Consider the following 17,717-nt stretch of genomic DNA (forward strand, 5'->3'; position numbering starts at 1 on the left):
TTGTCCTCCGCATCCAAAAATAATGAGGGGCGTCCTGCGAAGTCGCAGCCGCCCCTCCCTTTGTATCATTATAAAGAATTGACGACTTCAGTACAACGTGGGCAAAGCGTCGGATGAGCCGGATCTTGTCCGAGTTCCGTCGAATATGTCCAACAACGTTCACATTTTTCACCGTCAGCTTTTTGAACCGTGATGCCTGTCGTCTCGTACATCTTATCCGCTGTTTCCACGAATTCGAGTTGTGAGACTTGGAGTAACTGTTCGAGATGATCAATCGTTCCAAGCAAGGCTTTCGTTTCTTCTTTCGGCGCGAGCAGAAGCTTCGCTTCGAGTGTCTTACCGACGAGTTTCTCAACGCGTGCTTCCTCGAGTGCTTTTAAGACATCATCGCGGAACGTCAAGAACGCATTCCACTTCTCGATGAGAGCAAGTCCTTCTTTTGAGACTTCAACCGTTTCCGGAAGATCCGTCAAGAAGATGCTCTTCGTCTCTACAGCTGGTACGAACTCCCATGCTTCGTCTGCCGTGTGTGGTAAGACGGGCGCCATCAATTGTAACAACGCGACGACTGTATCATACATGACCGTCTGAACCGCACGACGTGATGTCGCATCCGCTTTTTCGATGTACAAGATATCTTTCGTGTAATCGAGATAGAACGACGACAAATCAAGGACACAGAAGTTGTGAAGCAATTGATAGACCGACATGAAGTCGTACGCATCATAGGCAGCTTTTACTTTACCAACAAGTTGGTCAAGCTTTGTCCGCATGAAACGGTCTGACTCTGGTAAGTCTTCAAATGCGACTCGGTGCGTTGCAGGATCAAATTGATCCAAGTTTCCAAGGAGGAAACGAACTGTGTTGCGGATTTTACGGTATGACTCTGAGACTTGTTTGAAGTTATCCATCGATGCGCGAACATCCGCTTGATAATCAACGGATGCGACCCACAAGCGAAGAATCTCTGCTCCGAATTGTTGCATGACTTGAATCGGTGCGATCGTGTTACCGATCGATTTAGACATCTTGCGACCTTGACCATCGAGGACGAATCCGTGACTGACGACTGCTTTGTATGGTGCTTTCCCTGTCGTTGCGACGGCTGTCGATAGCGACGAGTTGAACCAACCACGGTATTGGTCAGATCCTTCTAGATAGAGATCCGCTGGACGTGTCAATTCAGGGCGTGTCGCGAGAACACCGGCATGTGATGAACCAGAATCGAACCAGACATCCATGATGTCCGTTTCTTTTTTGAAGATCCCGTTCGGGCTTGCTGGATGTGTGAATCCTTCAGGCAGCAAGTCGACTGCGTCGCGTTCATACCAGACGTTTGACCCGTGAGCTGCGAACAGATTCGCAATATAATCAATCGTTTCCGGTGTGACGATTTCCGTACCATCCTCAGCGTAGAAGATCGGAAGTGGTACACCCCACGCACGTTGACGCGAGATGACCCAGTCGCCACGGTCTTTGAACATGTTGTGAAGTCGTGTTTCGCCCCACTCTGGTACCCACTGGACACCTTTGATCTCATCAAGGATTTCCGCACGGAAGTCCTTGATTGAAGCGAACCATTGTGGCGTCGCACGGAAGATGACCGGTTTTTTCGTCCGCCAGTCGTGTGGATACGAGTGCTTGATGAACGAAAGTTTTAAGAGAGCGCCTGCTTCTTCAAGCGCAAGACCGATCTCTTTGTTTGCATCCTCGTAGAACATACCTTCGAATCCAGGAGCTTCCGCTGTCATGACCCCTTTATCATCGACTGGGCAAAGGACGTCAAGACCGTACGCTTGACCGATGCGGAAGTCATCTTCCCCGTGACCTGGAGCTGTATGCACGACACCTGTAGCTTCTGCTGTAACATGATCGCCGAGCATGACGAGTGATTCACGGTCGTACAGTGGATGTTTCGCCTTCATGTACTCGAAGTCAGCACCATTGAAGATGCGTCCGACCGTTGCGTCTTCCCACCCAAGCGCTTCGATGACTTCAGGAACGAGCGTTTCTGCCACGATATAACCTTTTCCTTGGTACTCGATTCGTGCATACGTCAATTCTGCACTGACAGAGATTCCGAGGTTCGCTGGAATCGTCCATGGTGTCGTCGTCCAGATGACGAAATGATCCGTCGGCTCAAGGATGTTTTTCCCATCCATGACTTGGAATGCGACATAGATTGCAGCTGAACGTTTGTCCTGATATTCGATTTCTGCTTCAGCTAGTGCCGATTCAGAAGAAGGTGACCAGTAGACCGGTTTCTTACCTTTGTAGATATAGCCTTTGTTTGCCATATCTCCGAATAAACGAATTTGAGCAGCTTCAAATTCAGGCTGAAGCGTGATATATGGATTGTCATAATCCCCAAGAACACCAAGGCGTTTGAATTGGTCACGTTGGTGGTCGACTTGCTCTAGTGCATATTTCGCACACAACTCACGGAATTCTGCGACTGTCATCGATTTACGATCAACACCGGCTTTTTGAAGTGCTGTTTCGATTGGTAATCCGTGTGTATCCCAGCCTGGTACGTAAGGCGACTGGAAGCCATTCATCGATTTATAACGGACGATGATGTCTTTTAAGACTTTGTTTAATCCGTGTCCCATATGGATATCACCGTTCGCATAAGGAGGTCCGTCGTGGAGGATGAATGTTGGTTTCCCAGCATTTTTTTCCTGTACAGCAGCATAGAGGTTCATCTCTTCCCAACGTGCTTGCATATCTGGTTCGCGTTTTGGCAAGTTGCCTCGCATTAAAAACTCGGTCTTCATCATCAATAAGGTTTCTTTGTAATCCATCTGACCATCTCTCACCTTTCGCTTTAAAAGTACAAAAAAAACCAAGCTCATCCCTGAGATAGGGACGAGCTTGGCTAAACTCGCGGTACCACCCTACTAATCCTGCTCGTCAGTTCGACGACACAGGACCGCTTAAGTACTCGATAACGGGAGTGAACCGGCATGGCTTACTGTTCGTCGAACGTTCAGTCATGCACTCCAAGGGGATACCTCATCTCTTTCGTTGCTCGGGCTTCCACCATTCCCCGATTCGCTGTCAACCGTCCAAGATGCGACGTGTCCTTGTCATTGATTTTATTTATACGACATCGTCGTCATTATACGCAACTGCTGGAACATCGTCAAGCGCTCCACGAGAAGAGAAATCAAACGCATCCCAGTCGTGGCTCGTTAATAATTCCATCTGTGCATCGATCAACACTTTGAACCGGTTGCGGTAAAGCTCGATTTTCTTGCGCATCTGCTCGACTTCGAAGTCCGTCCGTTGCGCCCGACGCTGTGCTGCGTCTTGCAACTGCTCTGCTTCGCGTTCTGCTTGCTTTAGGATCAAGCTAGCTTCTTTTGAAGCATTCGCTTTCACTTCCTCAGCTGCTTCTTGTGCAACGATGATCGATTTATTTAATGTTTCTTCCATTGAACTGAAGTAGTCGACACGTGCTTGCATATTTTGAATGACTTCCTGTTGTTGACGATTCTCACGTAACAACAATTCAAAGTCCTTGATGACTTGATCTAGGAATTCGTTCACTTCATCTTCGTCATAGCCGCGAAACTTTCGTGTGAACTCCTTATTATGAATATCGAGTGGCGTTAATGGCATGATGAATTCCTCCTCCGCATTTATCTTATCCTTTTAAAATACCGTATTGCAGCTTAATCCGGTCCCGTTTCGTTGATCCAAGAATCGCAATCAACTTAACGCGTCCTGTTCCACGCAAAGAAAGTAAATCGCCTTCTTGCAGCATGAAACTCGAATCATCAACTACCTTATAATTGACCTTACTTTCACCTTGTTTAATGAGCGTCTGTGCTTTTTGACGCGAGAAGCCGAGAATTTCACTCACGACCGTATCGAACCGAAGTGAACTAACGAAGCCGAGCGTTTCTTCCCACTCTTGTTCCTTCACTTTCAAACGATCTTCTGCGTCAACACGTGAAAGACGAATCTTTGTCTTCCCTGCTCGTTCGACGTTTGCTTCAATGTATGTCGCGACTTCGTCTGCGACGGCAAACTGTACTTGATCCTGGATGATGACGTCGCCGAATTTGGCTCGTTTCAATCCGACGTTCAATAATGTACCGGTGACTTGACGATGAGAAAGTTCAACGAATTTAGTGGGATAATGAATGCGATAAATGGAAATGTCAAAGTCATCCGCGTTGTATTCATAATAATCTGGTGCGAGGATTGCCCGCTTTCGTTCAGCGCCTTCGAAACCGCCCTCAAAAAAGAGGGCGCATTTCGAACCGACGAGTTCTTGTGTGATTTGTTGTTCACGAGGATCTAGAAAATCCGTTAATTTGAACGTATAGGTCGCTTCCACGTGATCAATCCAGTTCAAGACTGAATCGACGAATTCCCGCTCGCTTCCGCGATAATGATCATATACGCTCATACTAAAAAGATAGCTCGGATTCCAGATTGAGCCAAGTTCAATACGAGGAAGGCTACAATCGGCGAAATATCTAGCATGCCTCCGATAGGCGGGATGATACGACGGAAGGGCGCTAAGAACGGCTCGACCAACATCGCGAGCACTTGTCCGAATTTCGAATCACGGGCATTCGGGAACCACGAAAGTAAAATATAAACGATCATGACATAGCTGTAATATTGCAGCAATGTGCTTAATGTACGACCAATTGCGTACATCACTTGAGAATCCATGCTTACCACCCCTTATGATTAATATCATCTTCTCCAAGAAGATTCGAGATGCTACCTGCCAACTCGACATTGTTCGGGACACAGAGGAGGGTATTCTGACTGATCGTCGTGATTGTTCCATCAAGAGCGAACACGACACCAGACAAGAAATTGATCATCTGTCGTGATTGATCTTTTGACATACGCTGCATATTGACGATAACCGCACGGTTTTGACGAAGATGTTCCCCAATTTCTTGGGCTTCGTTAAAGACACGTGGTTCACTCAAGATGACTTGCGATTTCGTTTTTTTCGTTGCATGAAGCGGCACGATATTCGATTGTCTCACGCTGTCCTCCTTTTGAGTAACACTTGGGGTAGATTCCTCGTAATACTCTTCGTACTCTTGTTGCGACGTACCTCTACCTTTATTTATTGTAGCATCATTTTCATATTCAAGTTCATCTAAATCGTCGCTGTTTCCGAGAAATAGATTTTGCATTTTTGATTTGAAGCCCATATCCATTCTCCCTTCTTCTCGTTTAGGTGTGAACAAGCGTCGTCCCGATTCGAACGAACGTCGCCCCTTCTTCGATGGCAATCTCAAAATCAGATGACATCCCCATGGATAACTCCGTACATGGAGCATACGACAATTTTTTCGCCTTGACCTCTTCTTGCAATGTTTTTAACGACCGGAATACTTCACGTATACGCGTCTCATCTTCCGTCAATGGTGCCATCGTCATCAGTCCAATGACACGAATCGCTGGATACTGCCCGATTTCATGTAAAAACGATGGCACATCCTCCGGTGCGATGCCTTGCTTCGATTCTTCTCCAGAAACATTGACTTGAATGAAACAATCAATCGTCCGGTCCGTTCGTTTATTGATCTCTTCCGCCAAATGAAGACGGTCGAGGGAATGCAACACGTCAATGGCATCGATGATTTGACGAACTTTGCGTGTCTGTAACGTGCCGATGAAGTGCCACGTACAAGCGGTTCGTCCGAGTTCTGCCTGCTTTTCGAGCAACCCTTCCGGTCGATTTTCTCCGAGATGTGTCACGCCTGCGGCTAATAATTCAGAAGCAACTTGACTTGAGACTGATTTCGTCACACCAATCAGCTGTACCTGCTTTTTAGAAGAACTCTTTTCAGTTGCTTGTTCCATCCGTTGTGTAACATTTTGTACGTTTTCAAGAATTGACATCCAATGACTCCTTTACGATCAAACTTGCAAACCGACCACCGTGGTCGCCATGGCGATAAGAGAAGTAATCTTCCGCCTGACAGTGTGTACATAGACCTGAGTCAAGGACGTCGCCTACTCCACATCGTTCAGCTAGCGCAGCATTCGTTTTTTGTAGCGATAACATCGCTTTTCCATCTTCCTTGCGTATGTAAGGAGACTCGTCTAGTTCGAGCGCATCAATGGCATCGATGACCGGTTGATCGACTTCGTAACAACAGTCCCGAATCGATGGACCGATGACCATTTGAATGGAAGATCGACTAGCACCCGCACGTTCCATCTGTTTTACGGTTTCCTCGACGATATTACTAACGGTTCCTCGCCATCCGGCGTGCGTGTTCGCAATGATACCTGTTGTCGGATCACAGAAAATTAATGGAACACAGTCAGCGAAGAGCATCATCAGTAAGACATTCGAATCAGTCGTCACCAATCCATCTGTACCCGGAATCGCCGTTTCGTAATCCAAAGCACCACGTCCAGAATCAAGTGTCGTCACCTGTTCGACATGATTCCCGTGGATTTGCTGTGCCCAAATCGAGTTCTCAAGTGATAAATCCAGCTGACGTGCAATGACTTGTCGGTTCTGAATGACACCATCCCGGTCATCGTTGACATGCAGTCCTAGATTGCCATTCTCATGTGGTGCAGCGAATTTCGTCGTAAAGGCGGCACGTACGGTACCAGTTGGTGTATCCCATTTGATCCATTGTCCAAACATGTTCATGCCTCCTTCGATTTTAAAAAAAGAGGCGCCGCTTTCGCGACACCTCTTGGTTTAGCAGTCGTGTCACTGGAAAATCGATTAACGATTATTCCGGCGAAGGAAAGATGGGATGTCCATCGTTTCTTCGACATCTGGCGCTTTAGCCGGTTCAGGATTCGAGCTGACAGGTGTCTCTTCGACTTGTGGTTTTGACTCCTCTATTGGTGGTGGAGTCGCTTGTTTTTTCTTCAAGAGATTCTTCATCATTTCTTGTGCCGACGGAATTTCGAAATCAAGTGGTTCGTTTTCGAACTCTGTCGCGATGACTGTAACGATGATTTCATCTTCCAGGTTATCGTTGATGACAGAACCGAAGATCAAGTTGACTTCCTCATCTGCTGCACTCTGGACGATTTGTGCTGCTTCCGTCACTTCGTACAAGCTGAGGTTCGCACTACCAGTGATGTTCATCAGAACACCTTTAGCTCCTTCGATCGATGTTTCAAGCAATGGACTTGAAATTGCTTTTTTCGCTGCTTCTGTCGCACGGTGTTCACCTGTTGCGACACCTACACCCATCAATGCAGAACCTTTTTCGGTCATGATCGTCTTCACGTCAGCGAAGTCGAGGTTGATGAGACCAGGTACGGCGATCAAGTCTGTAATCCCTTGTACACCTTGACGCAAAACGTTATCCGCTTCTTTGAACGCTTCAAGCATCGGTGTGTTCCGATCGACGATTTCAAGCAACTTATCGTTCGGGATGACGATCAACGTATCGACTTTTTCTTTGAAGTTCTGGACACCTGAGACGGCATGTTGCATCCGTTTGCGCCCTTCGAACATGAATGGTTTTGTCACGACACCGACTGTTAAGGCACCGATTTCTTTAGAAATCTCAGCGATGACAGGAGCAGCTCCTGTTCCTGTTCCGCCACCCATTCCTGCTGTGACGAAGACCATATCAGCGCCTGAAAGAATTTCTGTTAATTGCTCGCGGCTTTCTTCTGCTGCTTTTTTACCGATTTCCGGATTGGCACCTGCACCGAGACCGCGTGTTAATTTTGCGCCAAGTTGTAACTTCACATCAGCTTGTGACATGTTCAATGCCTGCGCGTCCGTGTTTACTGCGATGAATTCTACACCTTGGACACCGTGTTCAATCATTCGGTTGACGGCGTTCGAACCGCCACCACCTACACCGATGACCTTGATTTTTGCTACTTGGTCCATCATTTCATCAAAATGCAACATAAAAAGGGCCCCCTAATATTTTTTACTCATTGGATTTTTTTGTAGGCATTAACCAAAGAATTTCTCAAAGAAACTGCTGAATGACTTTTTCTCTTTTGGAGGCTGTTCACGTGTTGACCGTTCGTTTCGTGCAGGAGACGGCTGTTCGTTCACGAGCAGTGCATCCTGTTCATGTCCTTGTGCTACGACTTCCTTCTCTTCCGCCCGATCAAAACCTGATTTCGATACGGCGCTTCTCGAGAGGACGTAGCGTAACATACCCGCTGCAACCGCATATTTCGGATGACGAATACCAAGACTAGCAGGTTGATAGACGTTGACGCTTTGCTTGAAGATTCGTTTTCCAAGCTGGTCGATGCCAGGCAGAGAAGAACTTCCGCCACATAAGATCAAACCGCTGTTCATGTGGGCGTACCCGGCTTGAGTCATTCGTTTTTGAATCATTTCGAAGATTTCTTCAAGTCGTGCTTCGAGGACGAACCCGATTTCTGATTGTGGTTCGAAGCGATGTTCGCCGTTGATCGTGACGTAAGAGACTTTCTCTTCCGGATCCCCGAGTGCTTCAAGCGCAACACCATATTCTTCTTTTGCCAGTTTCGCATCTTGGTATTTACAATTCATCTTGTACGTCAAATCACGTGTCAGATGATCACCACCGTATGGCAATGTCGTCGAGTAGACGAGATCGTTCTTTTCATAGATTGAAAGTGTCGTCGTCTCGTGTCCGATGTCGATGATCCCGACACCGAGTTCGAGTTCATCAATCGATGCTGCGATTCTAGATACCGCTAAACTCTCCAGCACATATCCAGCAAGCTCTAAACCAGCCCGTTCAATGGAACGTTTAATGCTATGTAGGATCGTCTTTGCTCCGATGATGAGCTTTCCTGTTACTTCGAGACGATAACCGATCATTCCTCTCGGATCAGTGATTTCTGTCTGCTGATCGACCGTAAACGTCTTCGGCAGAACATCCACGACACTGAGTTCGTTTGGAATTCGCATGACCATCGCAGAATGTAGCACATCCTTCACATCATCATCTGTGATTTCATTATCCTCACCTTTGATGGACGTCATGCCCTGGCAATCCTTCACTTGAATGTGTTCGCCAGAAATAGCGACATATACTTCACCAATTGGTTCACCAAGTGTGCGTTCCACTTCTGTGACCGCTTGTTTAATGGCATGTACCGTTTGATCGATGTCAACGATGACACCTCGTTTAACACCCGCGGATGGTGCAGAACCTTCAGCAAGAACGTTCAGCGTTCCACCAAGTAGTTCACCGACGATGAGTTTCACCTCCGATGTCCCAATGTCGAGCGCGGCAATCGTACCTTTCGTTTCCATGGGAGTGACACCTCCACTTTCATAATACTAATCCTTTTTATTCCTAATTATATTCTAGGAAAGGGACAGGCTTCTTCTCGTTTAAGTCTACACTATATAAATACTTACGAAAAGAAGTTATTGCCCGTCTTAGCGTTCGAATAGATTACGATTTGATGACGATTCGAACAAAGGTCGACGAATGAAAACACATGTTTGTTTTTTTGTTCATCAGCCTTTTACGAATCTTCTATTTTTTCCCTTTATATGGTTTGAAATAGATGCCACCATCAATTGTAATCGTCCCTGTCTTTCCTTTCGGTAAGGCAGAAATGACCTTCACGTATTCATTCAAGGAATTTGAAAAAGCAGACGTACTAAGTAATACCGTATTCCCGTCCGTCATGAATAATTTCAGACCACCCTTGTCCGTCTTATCATTTGCGACGATTTCTGAGATCCGGCTACGTACTTTCGGCTCGATCTTAACGAGTTCCTTCGTCAATCGATTCAAAGACTGATCCGTGAACCCCGTCAGGATCGGAGCATCGAACAATTCTTCCTTTGACTTTCCCGGAATGATCGTTCCATCCGCAAGCACGATTCGGTCTCCTGGCTTATCCTTCGCGTAGGCAATCTCTTTTTCTTCCGTCACCGTCACGCGATATTGATGCAAAAATTGTTTTTGCATCGTCGCTTCCTGAATGCCTGGAACCTTCTCGATTCGTTCAAGCACATCTTCCTCCGACACGTTGAAGGCATGTGTCTCTTTCACCTTTATTCCGGATGCTTGCAAAATATCGGATGATTTTACATTGACGTTTCCGTCGACCTCAAATTGTGCGACCCGAGAATAACTCGATTGCAGATAAAAGACGACACCAACCAATAGACCAATCAGAATCAGGACATAGATGAGTCTTCGGTTGGCTTTTTTGCGACGTTGTTCACGGATATAAGGTATCTTATCCTCGAGGCTGCGGACGTTCTCGTCCTCTTGCGGTCGTCCGACCGATCTCCGTTCCCTCACGTCTCATTCCCCCTCTATACGTAACAGTTCATTTCCCTATCGGTCTTTTCCTGCAATAGTTTAGTTTTTTTGTCCTGTCAGTCGTAACAATTCATCGACTAAGTCCCGTGAAGCATTCGGCATACCGAGTGCAAGCGCCGCTTCAGACATCATTTGTTGTTGTGCTAATGCTTTTTCACATGCCTCAAACAACCGATCACCTGATAACTCTTGTTCACGAATCAATAGACTTGCACCTGTCTCAACAAGTGATGAAGCATTGACTTCTTGATGATTTTCCGTCACGTAAGGGCTTGGGATGAGGACACTCGGTAATCCAAGTGTCGTCAGCTCAGCAAGCGTACTTGCCCCTGAACGCGAAATGACGAGTTGACTGGCTTTTAGGATGTTCGGTAAATCATACACGAATGGACGAAGTTGAATCCGTTCTGGTACGGAACCAACGCGTGAAGCAATCGTATCGTAATGAATTTGACCGGTCACGAAGAGTAATGACCATCCTGCTTGTTCAACTTTCGGCATCATGTCGACGACTGCTTCATTGATGGCAGGCGCACCACGACTACCACCATAGATGACGACGAGTGGACGTCCTTCTTCAAAACCAAAACGTTGACGCTCTTCGATTGGATTGATTTTAAGCTCTGCCACTTCAGAAGCACGCGGATTACCGATCAAAACAGTCTTTGATTCATTTTTGCCGAAGTGATGTCCGGACCCTTTAAAAGAGAGGGCCACTCGATCGACGTACCGTGCTAAAAATTTATTCGTGATGCCAGGTAAACTGTTTTGTTCGTGGACGAGTGTCTTAAATCCCATTTTTGCAGCCGTGTATAATACCGGTCCACAGACGAATCCACCTGTACCAACGACGATATCCGGTTGGAACTGACGCAGAAGTTTGCGAACACGACGAACGCTCTTGATGAACCGAATGCCGGTCTTGACGTTCTCAAAAGATAACGAACGACGAATACCTGAAATTTCGATTGATTCAAATGGAATTCCCGCTCGGCGCACGATATCTGCTTCTAAACCGTTCTCCGTTCCAATATAAAGGACCTCACATGACGTGCGTTGTTCAAGTTCCCGAATCATGGCGAGCGCAGGATAGATGTGCCCCCCTGTACCGCCTCCAGAGACGACGATTTTCATACTGTTGTTCCTCCTACCTGATGTACGGCACGAACGAAATGCTCGCCGCGCTCCTCATATGTCTTATATTGATCCCAACTAGCAGATGCCGGAGACAAAAGAATGATGTCACCAGGTTGTGATGTTTCAAATGCCACCTTCACTGCTTCATCCATCGTCTCAACGACTGTCGACGGATAACCGTTTTCTGATGCAAGTGTTCCAAAACGGTGACCCGTCTCACCAAGTCCGATGACATGTTTAACATGCTGCATCGCACCAAGCAATGGCGTTAAATCCGCGCCACGCTCGAGTCCACCACATAACCAAATGATTGGTGCCGTAAATCCAGACAAGGCTGCTTCTGTCGCAACGTTATTCGTCGCTTTAGAGTCGTTGTAGACTTTTCGACCCGCAATTTCACCGACGAACTGTGTCCGGTGCTCTACACCACCGAACGTCCGTAAAACACGCTGGATGTCAGATAATGCGAGATTGAATGGTTCAACCAGTGTTAGGGCCGCGAGAACGTTCTCAACATTATGTCCACCTCCGAGAGCGAGTTCATCGATTGGTAAGATGCTCGTCCCATTGATCGTCAACGTATCGTTCATGACTTCCGCATATGCCGATTGACGACGCGAGAATAAGAACGGTGTCACTTCAGCAGTCTTACCGAGCGCACGAACGGATACATCGTCTGCGTTTAAGACAAGACGATCCGCTTCTTTCATATTCTTGAAAATCCGAGCTTTTGCTTCACCATACGATTCAAAATCACCATGATAATCCAGATGTGCCGGCGATAAATTCAAAAAGGCTGCTGTATACGGTCGGAACTGCTCGATCCCCATCAATTGAAAACTCGATAATTCAATGACGATGATGTCATCTTGTTTCGCCTGACCTGCGATTTCAATTGCCGGGAATCCAATGTTTCCTGCCAAATGAACACGGCGAGACCCCGTTTTCAACAATTCGTGAACAAGCGTCGTCGTCGTCGTTTTCCCGTTTGATCCTGTAATGGCAATCCACGTCGCATCTGTTGCTTGATACGCCAGTTCTACCTCTGTCCAAATCGGAATATTGCGTCGAAGCGCTTCTTGTAATAAATCGATATGATACGGAATCCCTGGATTCTTGACGATTAAATCGATACCGTCGAGTAGTGCTAACGGGTGCTCACCGTAGACCGTTTTGACGTCGAGTGATGCAAGCGCTGCTTGATCACTCTCGGACGGAGTTTTCCCGTCATTCACGGTTACCTCTGCACCAACACTCACTAAATACCGAGCGGCTGCGATTCCACTTTTTGCTGTTCCGAGAACGAGCACTTTTTGATCATTCCATTGTCGTTGTTCCATTGTTGAATCGCTCACTTTCTCTCTTCGTTTTTTTAGATGAATAGGTAGGCGATGAATGCCATCAAACAGCTGATTCCTGCGAATGTACCGACGATCCGCCATTCGCTCCAACCGACCATTTCGAAGTGGTGGTGAATTGGGCTCATTTTAAAGATTCGTTTCCCTGTCGTTTTAAAGGAGATGACTTGTAAAATGACTGATAATGTCTCAACAACGAAGACGATCCCGATTAAGACGAGTAGTAATTCCAGTTTTAACACGATCGATAGACCCGCTAGTGCAGCACCTAGTGCAAGTGAACCGGTATCACCCATAAAGATTTTGGCTGGGTGAGCATTGAAGAGGAGGAATCCAATCAACGCACCAACTGCTGAAAAAGCAAAACAAGCAGCTCCCACTTCATCTGCGATGAACCAACTGTATAACCCGAAGAACAGGAATGTTGGAATCGCCGTAAACGATACAAGACCATCTAGACCGTCCGTCAAGTTGACGGCGTTCGAGAAGCCGACTAGCCAGAATAAAGCAACGAACGGATAAACGACGCCAAAATCAAGTTCGAAGTCTGTAAACGGAATCGACAGATAGGTCGCGTCACTTGTAAAACCACCGCTTAACCAGACGAACAGCAATCCGACGACGATTTGTCCAATCAATTTTTGTTTCGAATTCAGACCGAGGTTACGCTTCTTGACGACTTTGATGTAATCATCGATAAATCCGATGACGCCATAAGCAAGGGTTAAAAAGAGTAACGATAACTGTGTCGTCGATAGATCACCCATGACGATTGCACCGAGAACACTGACGATCATCGCCACAAGAATGACGATACCACCCATAGTTGGTGTTCCTGATTTAACCTGGTGCCACTGTGGCCCCTCTTCCCGAATTTCCTGACCAAACTTCAGTCGGTGTAAAAACGGAATCGCTCTAGGCATGACGAGTAGTACAACAAGAAATGCAAGAATAAGACTGATAAATAATGTGATCATAGCAGACACCCTTTTTCAAAAATTAGTTTTCGTTTAGATAAGTTAATATCCGTTCGAGCGCCATCCCACGTGACGCTTTCAATAAGACAATCGTTCGTTCTCCAAGCATCGGACGCAACTGGTTAGCAGCATCCTCGACCGTCGTCGCAAATTGGACTTGGACGGATGGGTCGCTGATCCCTTCAGCAATCCACGCGCCTTTCTCCCCTACTAGGATAGCATGCGAGACAGGTAACGCAATCCGCTTTCCGACCGAGGCATGTAACAAGCGTTCTTGGTCTCCTAGTTCGTACATATCACCAAGGACAAGAACTCGTGTCGTGTAACCTTCTAGTGCAGTAATCGTTTCAATCGCTGCATTCATTGATGTTGGACTGGCATTATACGCATCGTTGATGACCGCCGTCTCCTCGAAGAGTAGTCGTTCCATCCGCATCGGTGTTAGTTCAACTGCGTCGAAGCCTTCTTGGATCCGTGCATCCGTCACGCCAAGTGCACGTGCTGTCGCGATCGCGTATGCTGCGTTTCGTACTTGATGTTTACCTAGTACGGGTAGGTGAAACGCTGTGCCGTCGTAAGCGAAGGCTGTCCCAAAGAACGTCGCTTCCGTTGTCTCGATCCGGTACGTATTTCCGATCTGATAGCCAATCTTCTCCGCTTCGACTTCCGCTAGAAGTGGCTCATCGCCATCAATGAATAAGTGACCGTCCGGTTTAAGCCCAGAACGAATCTCAAGTTTCGCTTTGGCGATTCCACTGCGTCCGCCGACTTGCTCTGCATGCGATTCGCCAATGTTCGTAACGAGTGCGATATCTGGTTCAGCAAGATTCGACAAGAATTCGATATCTCCAAAACCGTTCATTCCCATCTCGAGTACAGCGACTTCTGTATCAGCAGGCATCATCAAAATCGTTAATGGCATGCCGATATCTGAATTGAAGTTCCCTTGTGTCTTATGTGTCTTAAACGTCGTCTTAAGTACACTTTCGACCATATCCTTCGTCGATGTCTTTCCGTTTGAGCCAGTGATGGCGACAATCTTTGGTGCAATCTGCATTAAGTATTGTTTAGCGATCTGTTGCAGTGCCACTAGCGGCTCATCCACTTCTAAGAAAACAATATCACTATCAGGACGAGTAATCCCTTTTTTCCATAAGGTGACGATGGCTCCTTGTGCTTTAGCTCCTTCAACGAATCGATGACCATCAACGCGTGCTCCTTGTATCGGAATGTAGAGACCGTCTTCGAGTAAAGCGCGTGAATCCGTCGCGAAGTGACGAACGACACGGTCGTCTTTCACATTGAGATGCAACCACTCAGCGATTTGCGTAATTGTTAACATGATATATACCTCCATTCGATGACAGCAAAAGAGGACGAATGCAAAAGTCAACGAATGACTCCTGTTCGTCCTCGTCTTCCTGTAGAAATCAGGAAACTTGCTCTACCGTTAATCTTTAGGTTCAGCTAGTTCAACCGTCAACTTTCCATTTTCCTTCACTAGTGTACCAGCTCGAGCCGATTGTTTGGTTACAAAACCTTTACCGATGACGTCAAGCTTCAAGTCATATAAGCTGACGAGCTTTTTGACGTCTCGTTGTGACCAACCGGTCAGATCTGGCATCTTGAACGTGTTTGATGTTTTCAGCAAGACACGCTCTCCACTGACGAACTCTTGACCGCGAGAAGGGATTTGCGAAACGACTTCCGCACCATCACCAAGGATGATTGGAACGGCATCTTGTTCTTTTGCCAAATCAGTCGCTTGACGAGCACTCTTCTGAATGTAGCTCGGCATAATCTTCGCTTTGACATCAACCGAATCTTTCTGCGTTTCCGGTTGAATACTGCGATATTGTAATGCCGTATTCATGACATTCTTGAACACAGGACTCATAATGAGTGGACCTGAAACCGACGATTCATTTTTCGACGGACGATCAACTGCGATATACATGATCAATTCTGGATCATCTTTTGGCGCCATACCGATGAACGAGTGAATAAATTGACCTTGAATGTATTTTCCATTCTCAGAAATCTGCGCCGTACCCGTCTTACCGATGACACGGTAATCTTTTAACTTATACATTTGACCGGTTCCGATTTTACTGTTGACGACACCATCAAGTGCTTCGCGGGTCGCCTTCGCAGCTTCAGCAGAAATCGGTTTACCGACGACTTCTGTTTTTGCCCGATAAGGTGCTTTATCCGTATGATCCGCTTTTTGAATGATATGCGGTTTGACCATCTCACCGTCACCAGCGATTGCCGTTGCCCCTTGAAGCAGTTGCATCGGTGTGACCGCTGTTGATTGCCCCCATGAAGTGATGAGTGCATTCAACGGTTTTGACAAATCAGATTGACTGTTTACTTCTCCCGAGATGTCTATACCCGTTCGTTGATCAAAATGAAACTTCTTAAAGTAATCTTTATAACGCTCGATTCCGAGTTTTTCCGCAGTCAACTTCGAGAACATGACGTTTGAGGAGTGATAGACGCCCTCTATCATCGGGATCGTGCCCCACCCGACATCATTGTAATCTTTGATGACGGTTCCTTTGTAGTTATAACTACCCGATTTGTACATCTCGTTCGGACGGAAGACTCCAGCATCGATTGCTGCTGCAAGCGTAAAGATTTTCATCGTTGAACCCGGTTCGAATCGTGATGACACGGCGAAGTTCGTAAAGTCCTTCATGTCACGTAGATTCGGGTTGAACGATGGTCGATCCGCCATGGCGAGGATTTCACCAGTCTTCGCGTCCATGACGATTCCCGTCGCATTTTTCGGTTTGTACGTGTTGTACATTTTTTGCATCTCTTTTTCAAGTGACTGTTGAATACGATGATCGATCGTCAAATAGAGATTCGATCCATCCTTCGGTTCGTTCGAGACACGAGATGAACCCTGAATCAACGGATTGCCACTGCGATCCTTTTCAAAGACACGCGCTCCGTATGATTCACTTAAGGCATTATCATACTGTTTCTCGATTCCCATCTGTCCTTGTAAGGCGACTCGTCCATTTTCTTCCGTGATCTTTTGAACGAAACCAAGCGTATCGGACAGGAAGATCCCATTCGGATAATAACGCTTCGGCTCCTCAATCATTCGGATTCCAGGAAGGTTTAGTTTGTCGATTTTCTCTTTTTGATCGAGCGTTAAGTCATTCCCTTTTTTTCCAAATTCGATTTGGGAACGGTCCTTGTTTTCAATTAGGTACGTTTCTAGTTCCTTTGTTGTCATACCTAGAATCGGCGCAAGACCTTCCGCCGTCTTTTTAAAATCGACAATCGTTTCATCTGGATCTTTGACACCACCAAGTCGGTAAATCCCAATTAGATGATAGGATGGAACGTTGATCGCAATCGGAGACCCGAGACGGTCGAAGATCTCGCCTCGCTCCGCTCCAAGTGTTTCCTGTGATTCCCATCGTTTCTTCTCGGCATACGCAATCATATCTTCACCATGAAACTGTTTCGTCGTTGCTAAGTACAAAAATCGGCCAATGAACACAAAAAAGAGAGTAGCAAATATCACCATGATAAAGGCTACTCTCCAACGGGATTTTTTCAGTGGATTCATTTAGGAATCACCTTGATGTTCCCTTTACGCATATCAAGACCCTGTTCTTTCGCAATCTTATAAATCCGTTCTGGAGAGCTTAAGTTCGTGACCTCTAGTTGTAAACGTTCGTTTTCCTTGTTGAGGGTTTGCGTGACTTGATTTTCTTTTGCTAAGTCTCGGCTGACGTTATATGCCTCGTTGTGTGTACTGATCGTCAAACTCCCAAATAACACAAGACCACCAATCATCGCACTGTATAAGAATTTTTCAAAAGGATACAAGCGATACTTCGGACGGACGGCGACGCGACGAGCGATATCTTCCGTCTTCCGTGGTTCCTGAACAGGTTGTTGACGAACGGGTTGAACCGTTTGGACCGATTTACGAAGTGGTTCTGCCATTG

At 46.5% G+C, this 17,717-nt stretch carries 16 protein-coding genes and 1 other annotated feature; all 16 genes read right to left on the reverse strand.

Going from position 1 to position 17,717, the window contains the following annotated elements; all coding sequences use genetic code 11:
* Positions 1–68: 68 nt before the first annotated feature.
* Complete coding sequence (gene ileS, locus K6T22_RS11075) at positions 69–2,804, reverse strand: isoleucine--tRNA ligase (protein WP_238237184.1); 2,736 nt, start codon at positions 2,802–2,804, stop codon at positions 69–71.
* Between the two features lie 57 nt (positions 2,805–2,861).
* Positions 2,862–3,102, reverse strand: a binding site (T-box leader).
* Entirely contained in the window at positions 3,103–3,624 is a 522-nt protein-coding gene (locus tag K6T22_RS11080; RefSeq protein ID WP_023468794.1) for a DivIVA domain-containing protein, read from the reverse strand.
* A gap of 25 nt (positions 3,625–3,649) precedes the next feature.
* On the reverse strand, positions 3,650–4,420 hold the full coding sequence (locus tag K6T22_RS11085; protein ID WP_238237186.1) for a YlmH family RNA-binding protein: 771 nt from the start codon (positions 4,418–4,420) through the stop codon (positions 3,650–3,652).
* Entirely contained in the window at positions 4,417–4,692 is a 276-nt protein-coding gene (locus tag K6T22_RS11090) for a YggT family protein (RefSeq protein ID WP_023468796.1), read from the reverse strand. The genes K6T22_RS11085 and K6T22_RS11090 overlap by 4 nt, the downstream gene beginning before the upstream one ends.
* 2 nt (positions 4,693–4,694) lie before the next feature.
* The gene (locus K6T22_RS11095) at positions 4,695–5,021 is read right to left on the reverse strand and encodes a cell division protein SepF (RefSeq protein ID WP_231496839.1); all 327 of its coding nucleotides are present in this window, start codon (positions 5,019–5,021) and stop codon (positions 4,695–4,697) included.
* Positions 5,022–5,214: 193 nt separating this feature from the next.
* A complete protein-coding gene (locus K6T22_RS11100) occupies positions 5,215–5,886 on the reverse strand; it encodes a YggS family pyridoxal phosphate-dependent enzyme (RefSeq protein WP_238237191.1) in 672 nt (223 codons plus the stop codon).
* The gene (gene pgeF, locus K6T22_RS11105) at positions 5,873–6,649 is read right to left on the reverse strand and encodes a peptidoglycan editing factor PgeF (RefSeq protein WP_238237192.1); all 777 of its coding nucleotides are present in this window, start codon (positions 6,647–6,649) and stop codon (positions 5,873–5,875) included. Before pgeF ends, K6T22_RS11100 begins: the two co-directional genes overlap by 14 nt.
* Before the next feature lie 84 nt (positions 6,650–6,733).
* Complete coding sequence (gene ftsZ, locus K6T22_RS11110) at positions 6,734–7,888, reverse strand: cell division protein FtsZ (protein ID WP_238237197.1); 1,155 nt, start codon at positions 7,886–7,888, stop codon at positions 6,734–6,736.
* 48 nt (positions 7,889–7,936) lie between these two features.
* The gene (gene ftsA, locus K6T22_RS11115; RefSeq protein WP_238237202.1) at positions 7,937–9,241 is read right to left on the reverse strand and encodes a cell division protein FtsA; all 1,305 of its coding nucleotides are present in this window, start codon (positions 9,239–9,241) and stop codon (positions 7,937–7,939) included.
* Between the two features lie 229 nt (positions 9,242–9,470).
* A complete protein-coding gene (locus K6T22_RS11120; RefSeq protein WP_238237204.1) occupies positions 9,471–10,250 on the reverse strand; it encodes a cell division protein FtsQ/DivIB in 780 nt (259 codons plus the stop codon).
* 60 nt (positions 10,251–10,310) lie between these two features.
* Entirely contained in the window at positions 10,311–11,405 is a 1,095-nt protein-coding gene (murG, locus tag K6T22_RS11125) for an undecaprenyldiphospho-muramoylpentapeptide beta-N-acetylglucosaminyltransferase (RefSeq protein WP_238237207.1), read from the reverse strand.
* Positions 11,402–12,748: a UDP-N-acetylmuramoyl-L-alanine--D-glutamate ligase gene (gene murD / locus K6T22_RS11130; RefSeq protein WP_238237211.1), complete on the reverse strand. Its 1,347-nt coding sequence runs from the start codon at positions 12,746–12,748 to the stop codon at positions 11,402–11,404. The genes murG and murD overlap by 4 nt, the downstream gene beginning before the upstream one ends.
* Before the next feature lie 32 nt (positions 12,749–12,780).
* Positions 12,781–13,743: a phospho-N-acetylmuramoyl-pentapeptide-transferase gene (gene mraY / locus K6T22_RS11135; RefSeq protein WP_238237213.1), complete on the reverse strand. Its 963-nt coding sequence runs from the start codon at positions 13,741–13,743 to the stop codon at positions 12,781–12,783.
* A gap of 22 nt (positions 13,744–13,765) precedes the next feature.
* A complete protein-coding gene (locus K6T22_RS11140; protein WP_238237215.1) occupies positions 13,766–15,085 on the reverse strand; it encodes a UDP-N-acetylmuramoyl-tripeptide--D-alanyl-D-alanine ligase in 1,320 nt (439 codons plus the stop codon).
* A 108-nt stretch (positions 15,086–15,193) separates the two neighbouring features.
* Positions 15,194–17,332 carry a penicillin-binding protein gene (locus K6T22_RS11145; RefSeq protein ID WP_238237217.1) on the reverse strand — a complete coding sequence of 713 codons (2,139 nt, stop codon included), beginning with the start codon at positions 17,330–17,332 and terminating at the stop codon, positions 15,194–15,196.
* The gene (gene ftsL / locus K6T22_RS11150; protein ID WP_053453854.1) at positions 17,329–17,715 is read right to left on the reverse strand and encodes a cell division protein FtsL; all 387 of its coding nucleotides are present in this window, start codon (positions 17,713–17,715) and stop codon (positions 17,329–17,331) included. Before ftsL ends, K6T22_RS11145 begins: the two co-directional genes overlap by 4 nt.
* Positions 17,716–17,717 lie beyond the last annotated feature (2 nt).

The sequence above is a fragment of the Exiguobacterium acetylicum genome, assembly GCF_022170825.1.
Taxonomy (GTDB): Bacteria; Bacillota; Bacilli; order Exiguobacteriales; family Exiguobacteriaceae; genus Exiguobacterium_A; species Exiguobacterium_A acetylicum_B.

What these genes read in the sequence shown, in the direction of transcription:
- ileS (WP_238237184.1), bottom strand. Translation starts at nt 2,804, where the DNA reads ATGGATTACAAAGAAACCTTATTGATGATGAAGACCGAGTTTTTAATG.
- K6T22_RS11080 (WP_023468794.1), bottom strand. Translation starts at nt 3,624, where the DNA reads ATGCCATTAACGCCACTCGATATTCATAATAAGGAGTTCACACGAAAG.
- K6T22_RS11085 (WP_238237186.1), bottom strand. Translation starts at nt 4,420, where the DNA reads ATGAGCGTATATGATCATTATCGCGGAAGCGAGCGGGAATTCGTCGAT.
- K6T22_RS11090 (WP_023468796.1), bottom strand. Translation starts at nt 4,692, where the DNA reads ATGGATTCTCAAGTGATGTACGCAATTGGTCGTACATTAAGCACATTG.
- K6T22_RS11100 (WP_238237191.1), bottom strand. Translation starts at nt 5,886, where the DNA reads ATGTCAATTCTTGAAAACGTACAAAATGTTACACAACGGATGGAACAA.
- pgeF (WP_238237192.1), bottom strand. Translation starts at nt 6,649, where the DNA reads ATGTTTGGACAATGGATCAAATGGGATACACCAACTGGTACCGTACGT.
- ftsZ (WP_238237197.1), bottom strand. Translation starts at nt 7,888, where the DNA reads ATGTTGCATTTTGATGAAATGATGGACCAAGTAGCAAAAATCAAGGTC.
- ftsA (WP_238237202.1), bottom strand. Translation starts at nt 9,241, where the DNA reads ATGGAAACGAAAGGTACGATTGCCGCGCTCGACATTGGGACATCGGAG.
- murG (WP_238237207.1), bottom strand. Translation starts at nt 11,405, where the DNA reads ATGAAAATCGTCGTCTCTGGAGGCGGTACAGGGGGGCACATCTATCCT.
- murD (WP_238237211.1), bottom strand. Translation starts at nt 12,748, where the DNA reads ATGGAACAACGACAATGGAATGATCAAAAAGTGCTCGTTCTCGGAACA.
- mraY (WP_238237213.1), bottom strand. Translation starts at nt 13,743, where the DNA reads ATGATCACATTATTTATCAGTCTTATTCTTGCATTTCTTGTTGTACTA.
- K6T22_RS11140 (WP_238237215.1), bottom strand. Translation starts at nt 15,085, where the DNA reads ATGTTAACAATTACGCAAATCGCTGAGTGGTTGCATCTCAATGTGAAA.
- K6T22_RS11145 (WP_238237217.1), bottom strand. Translation starts at nt 17,332, where the DNA reads ATGAATCCACTGAAAAAATCCCGTTGGAGAGTAGCCTTTATCATGGTG.
- ftsL (WP_053453854.1), bottom strand. Translation starts at nt 17,715, where the DNA reads ATGGCAGAACCACTTCGTAAATCGGTCCAAACGGTTCAACCCGTTCGT.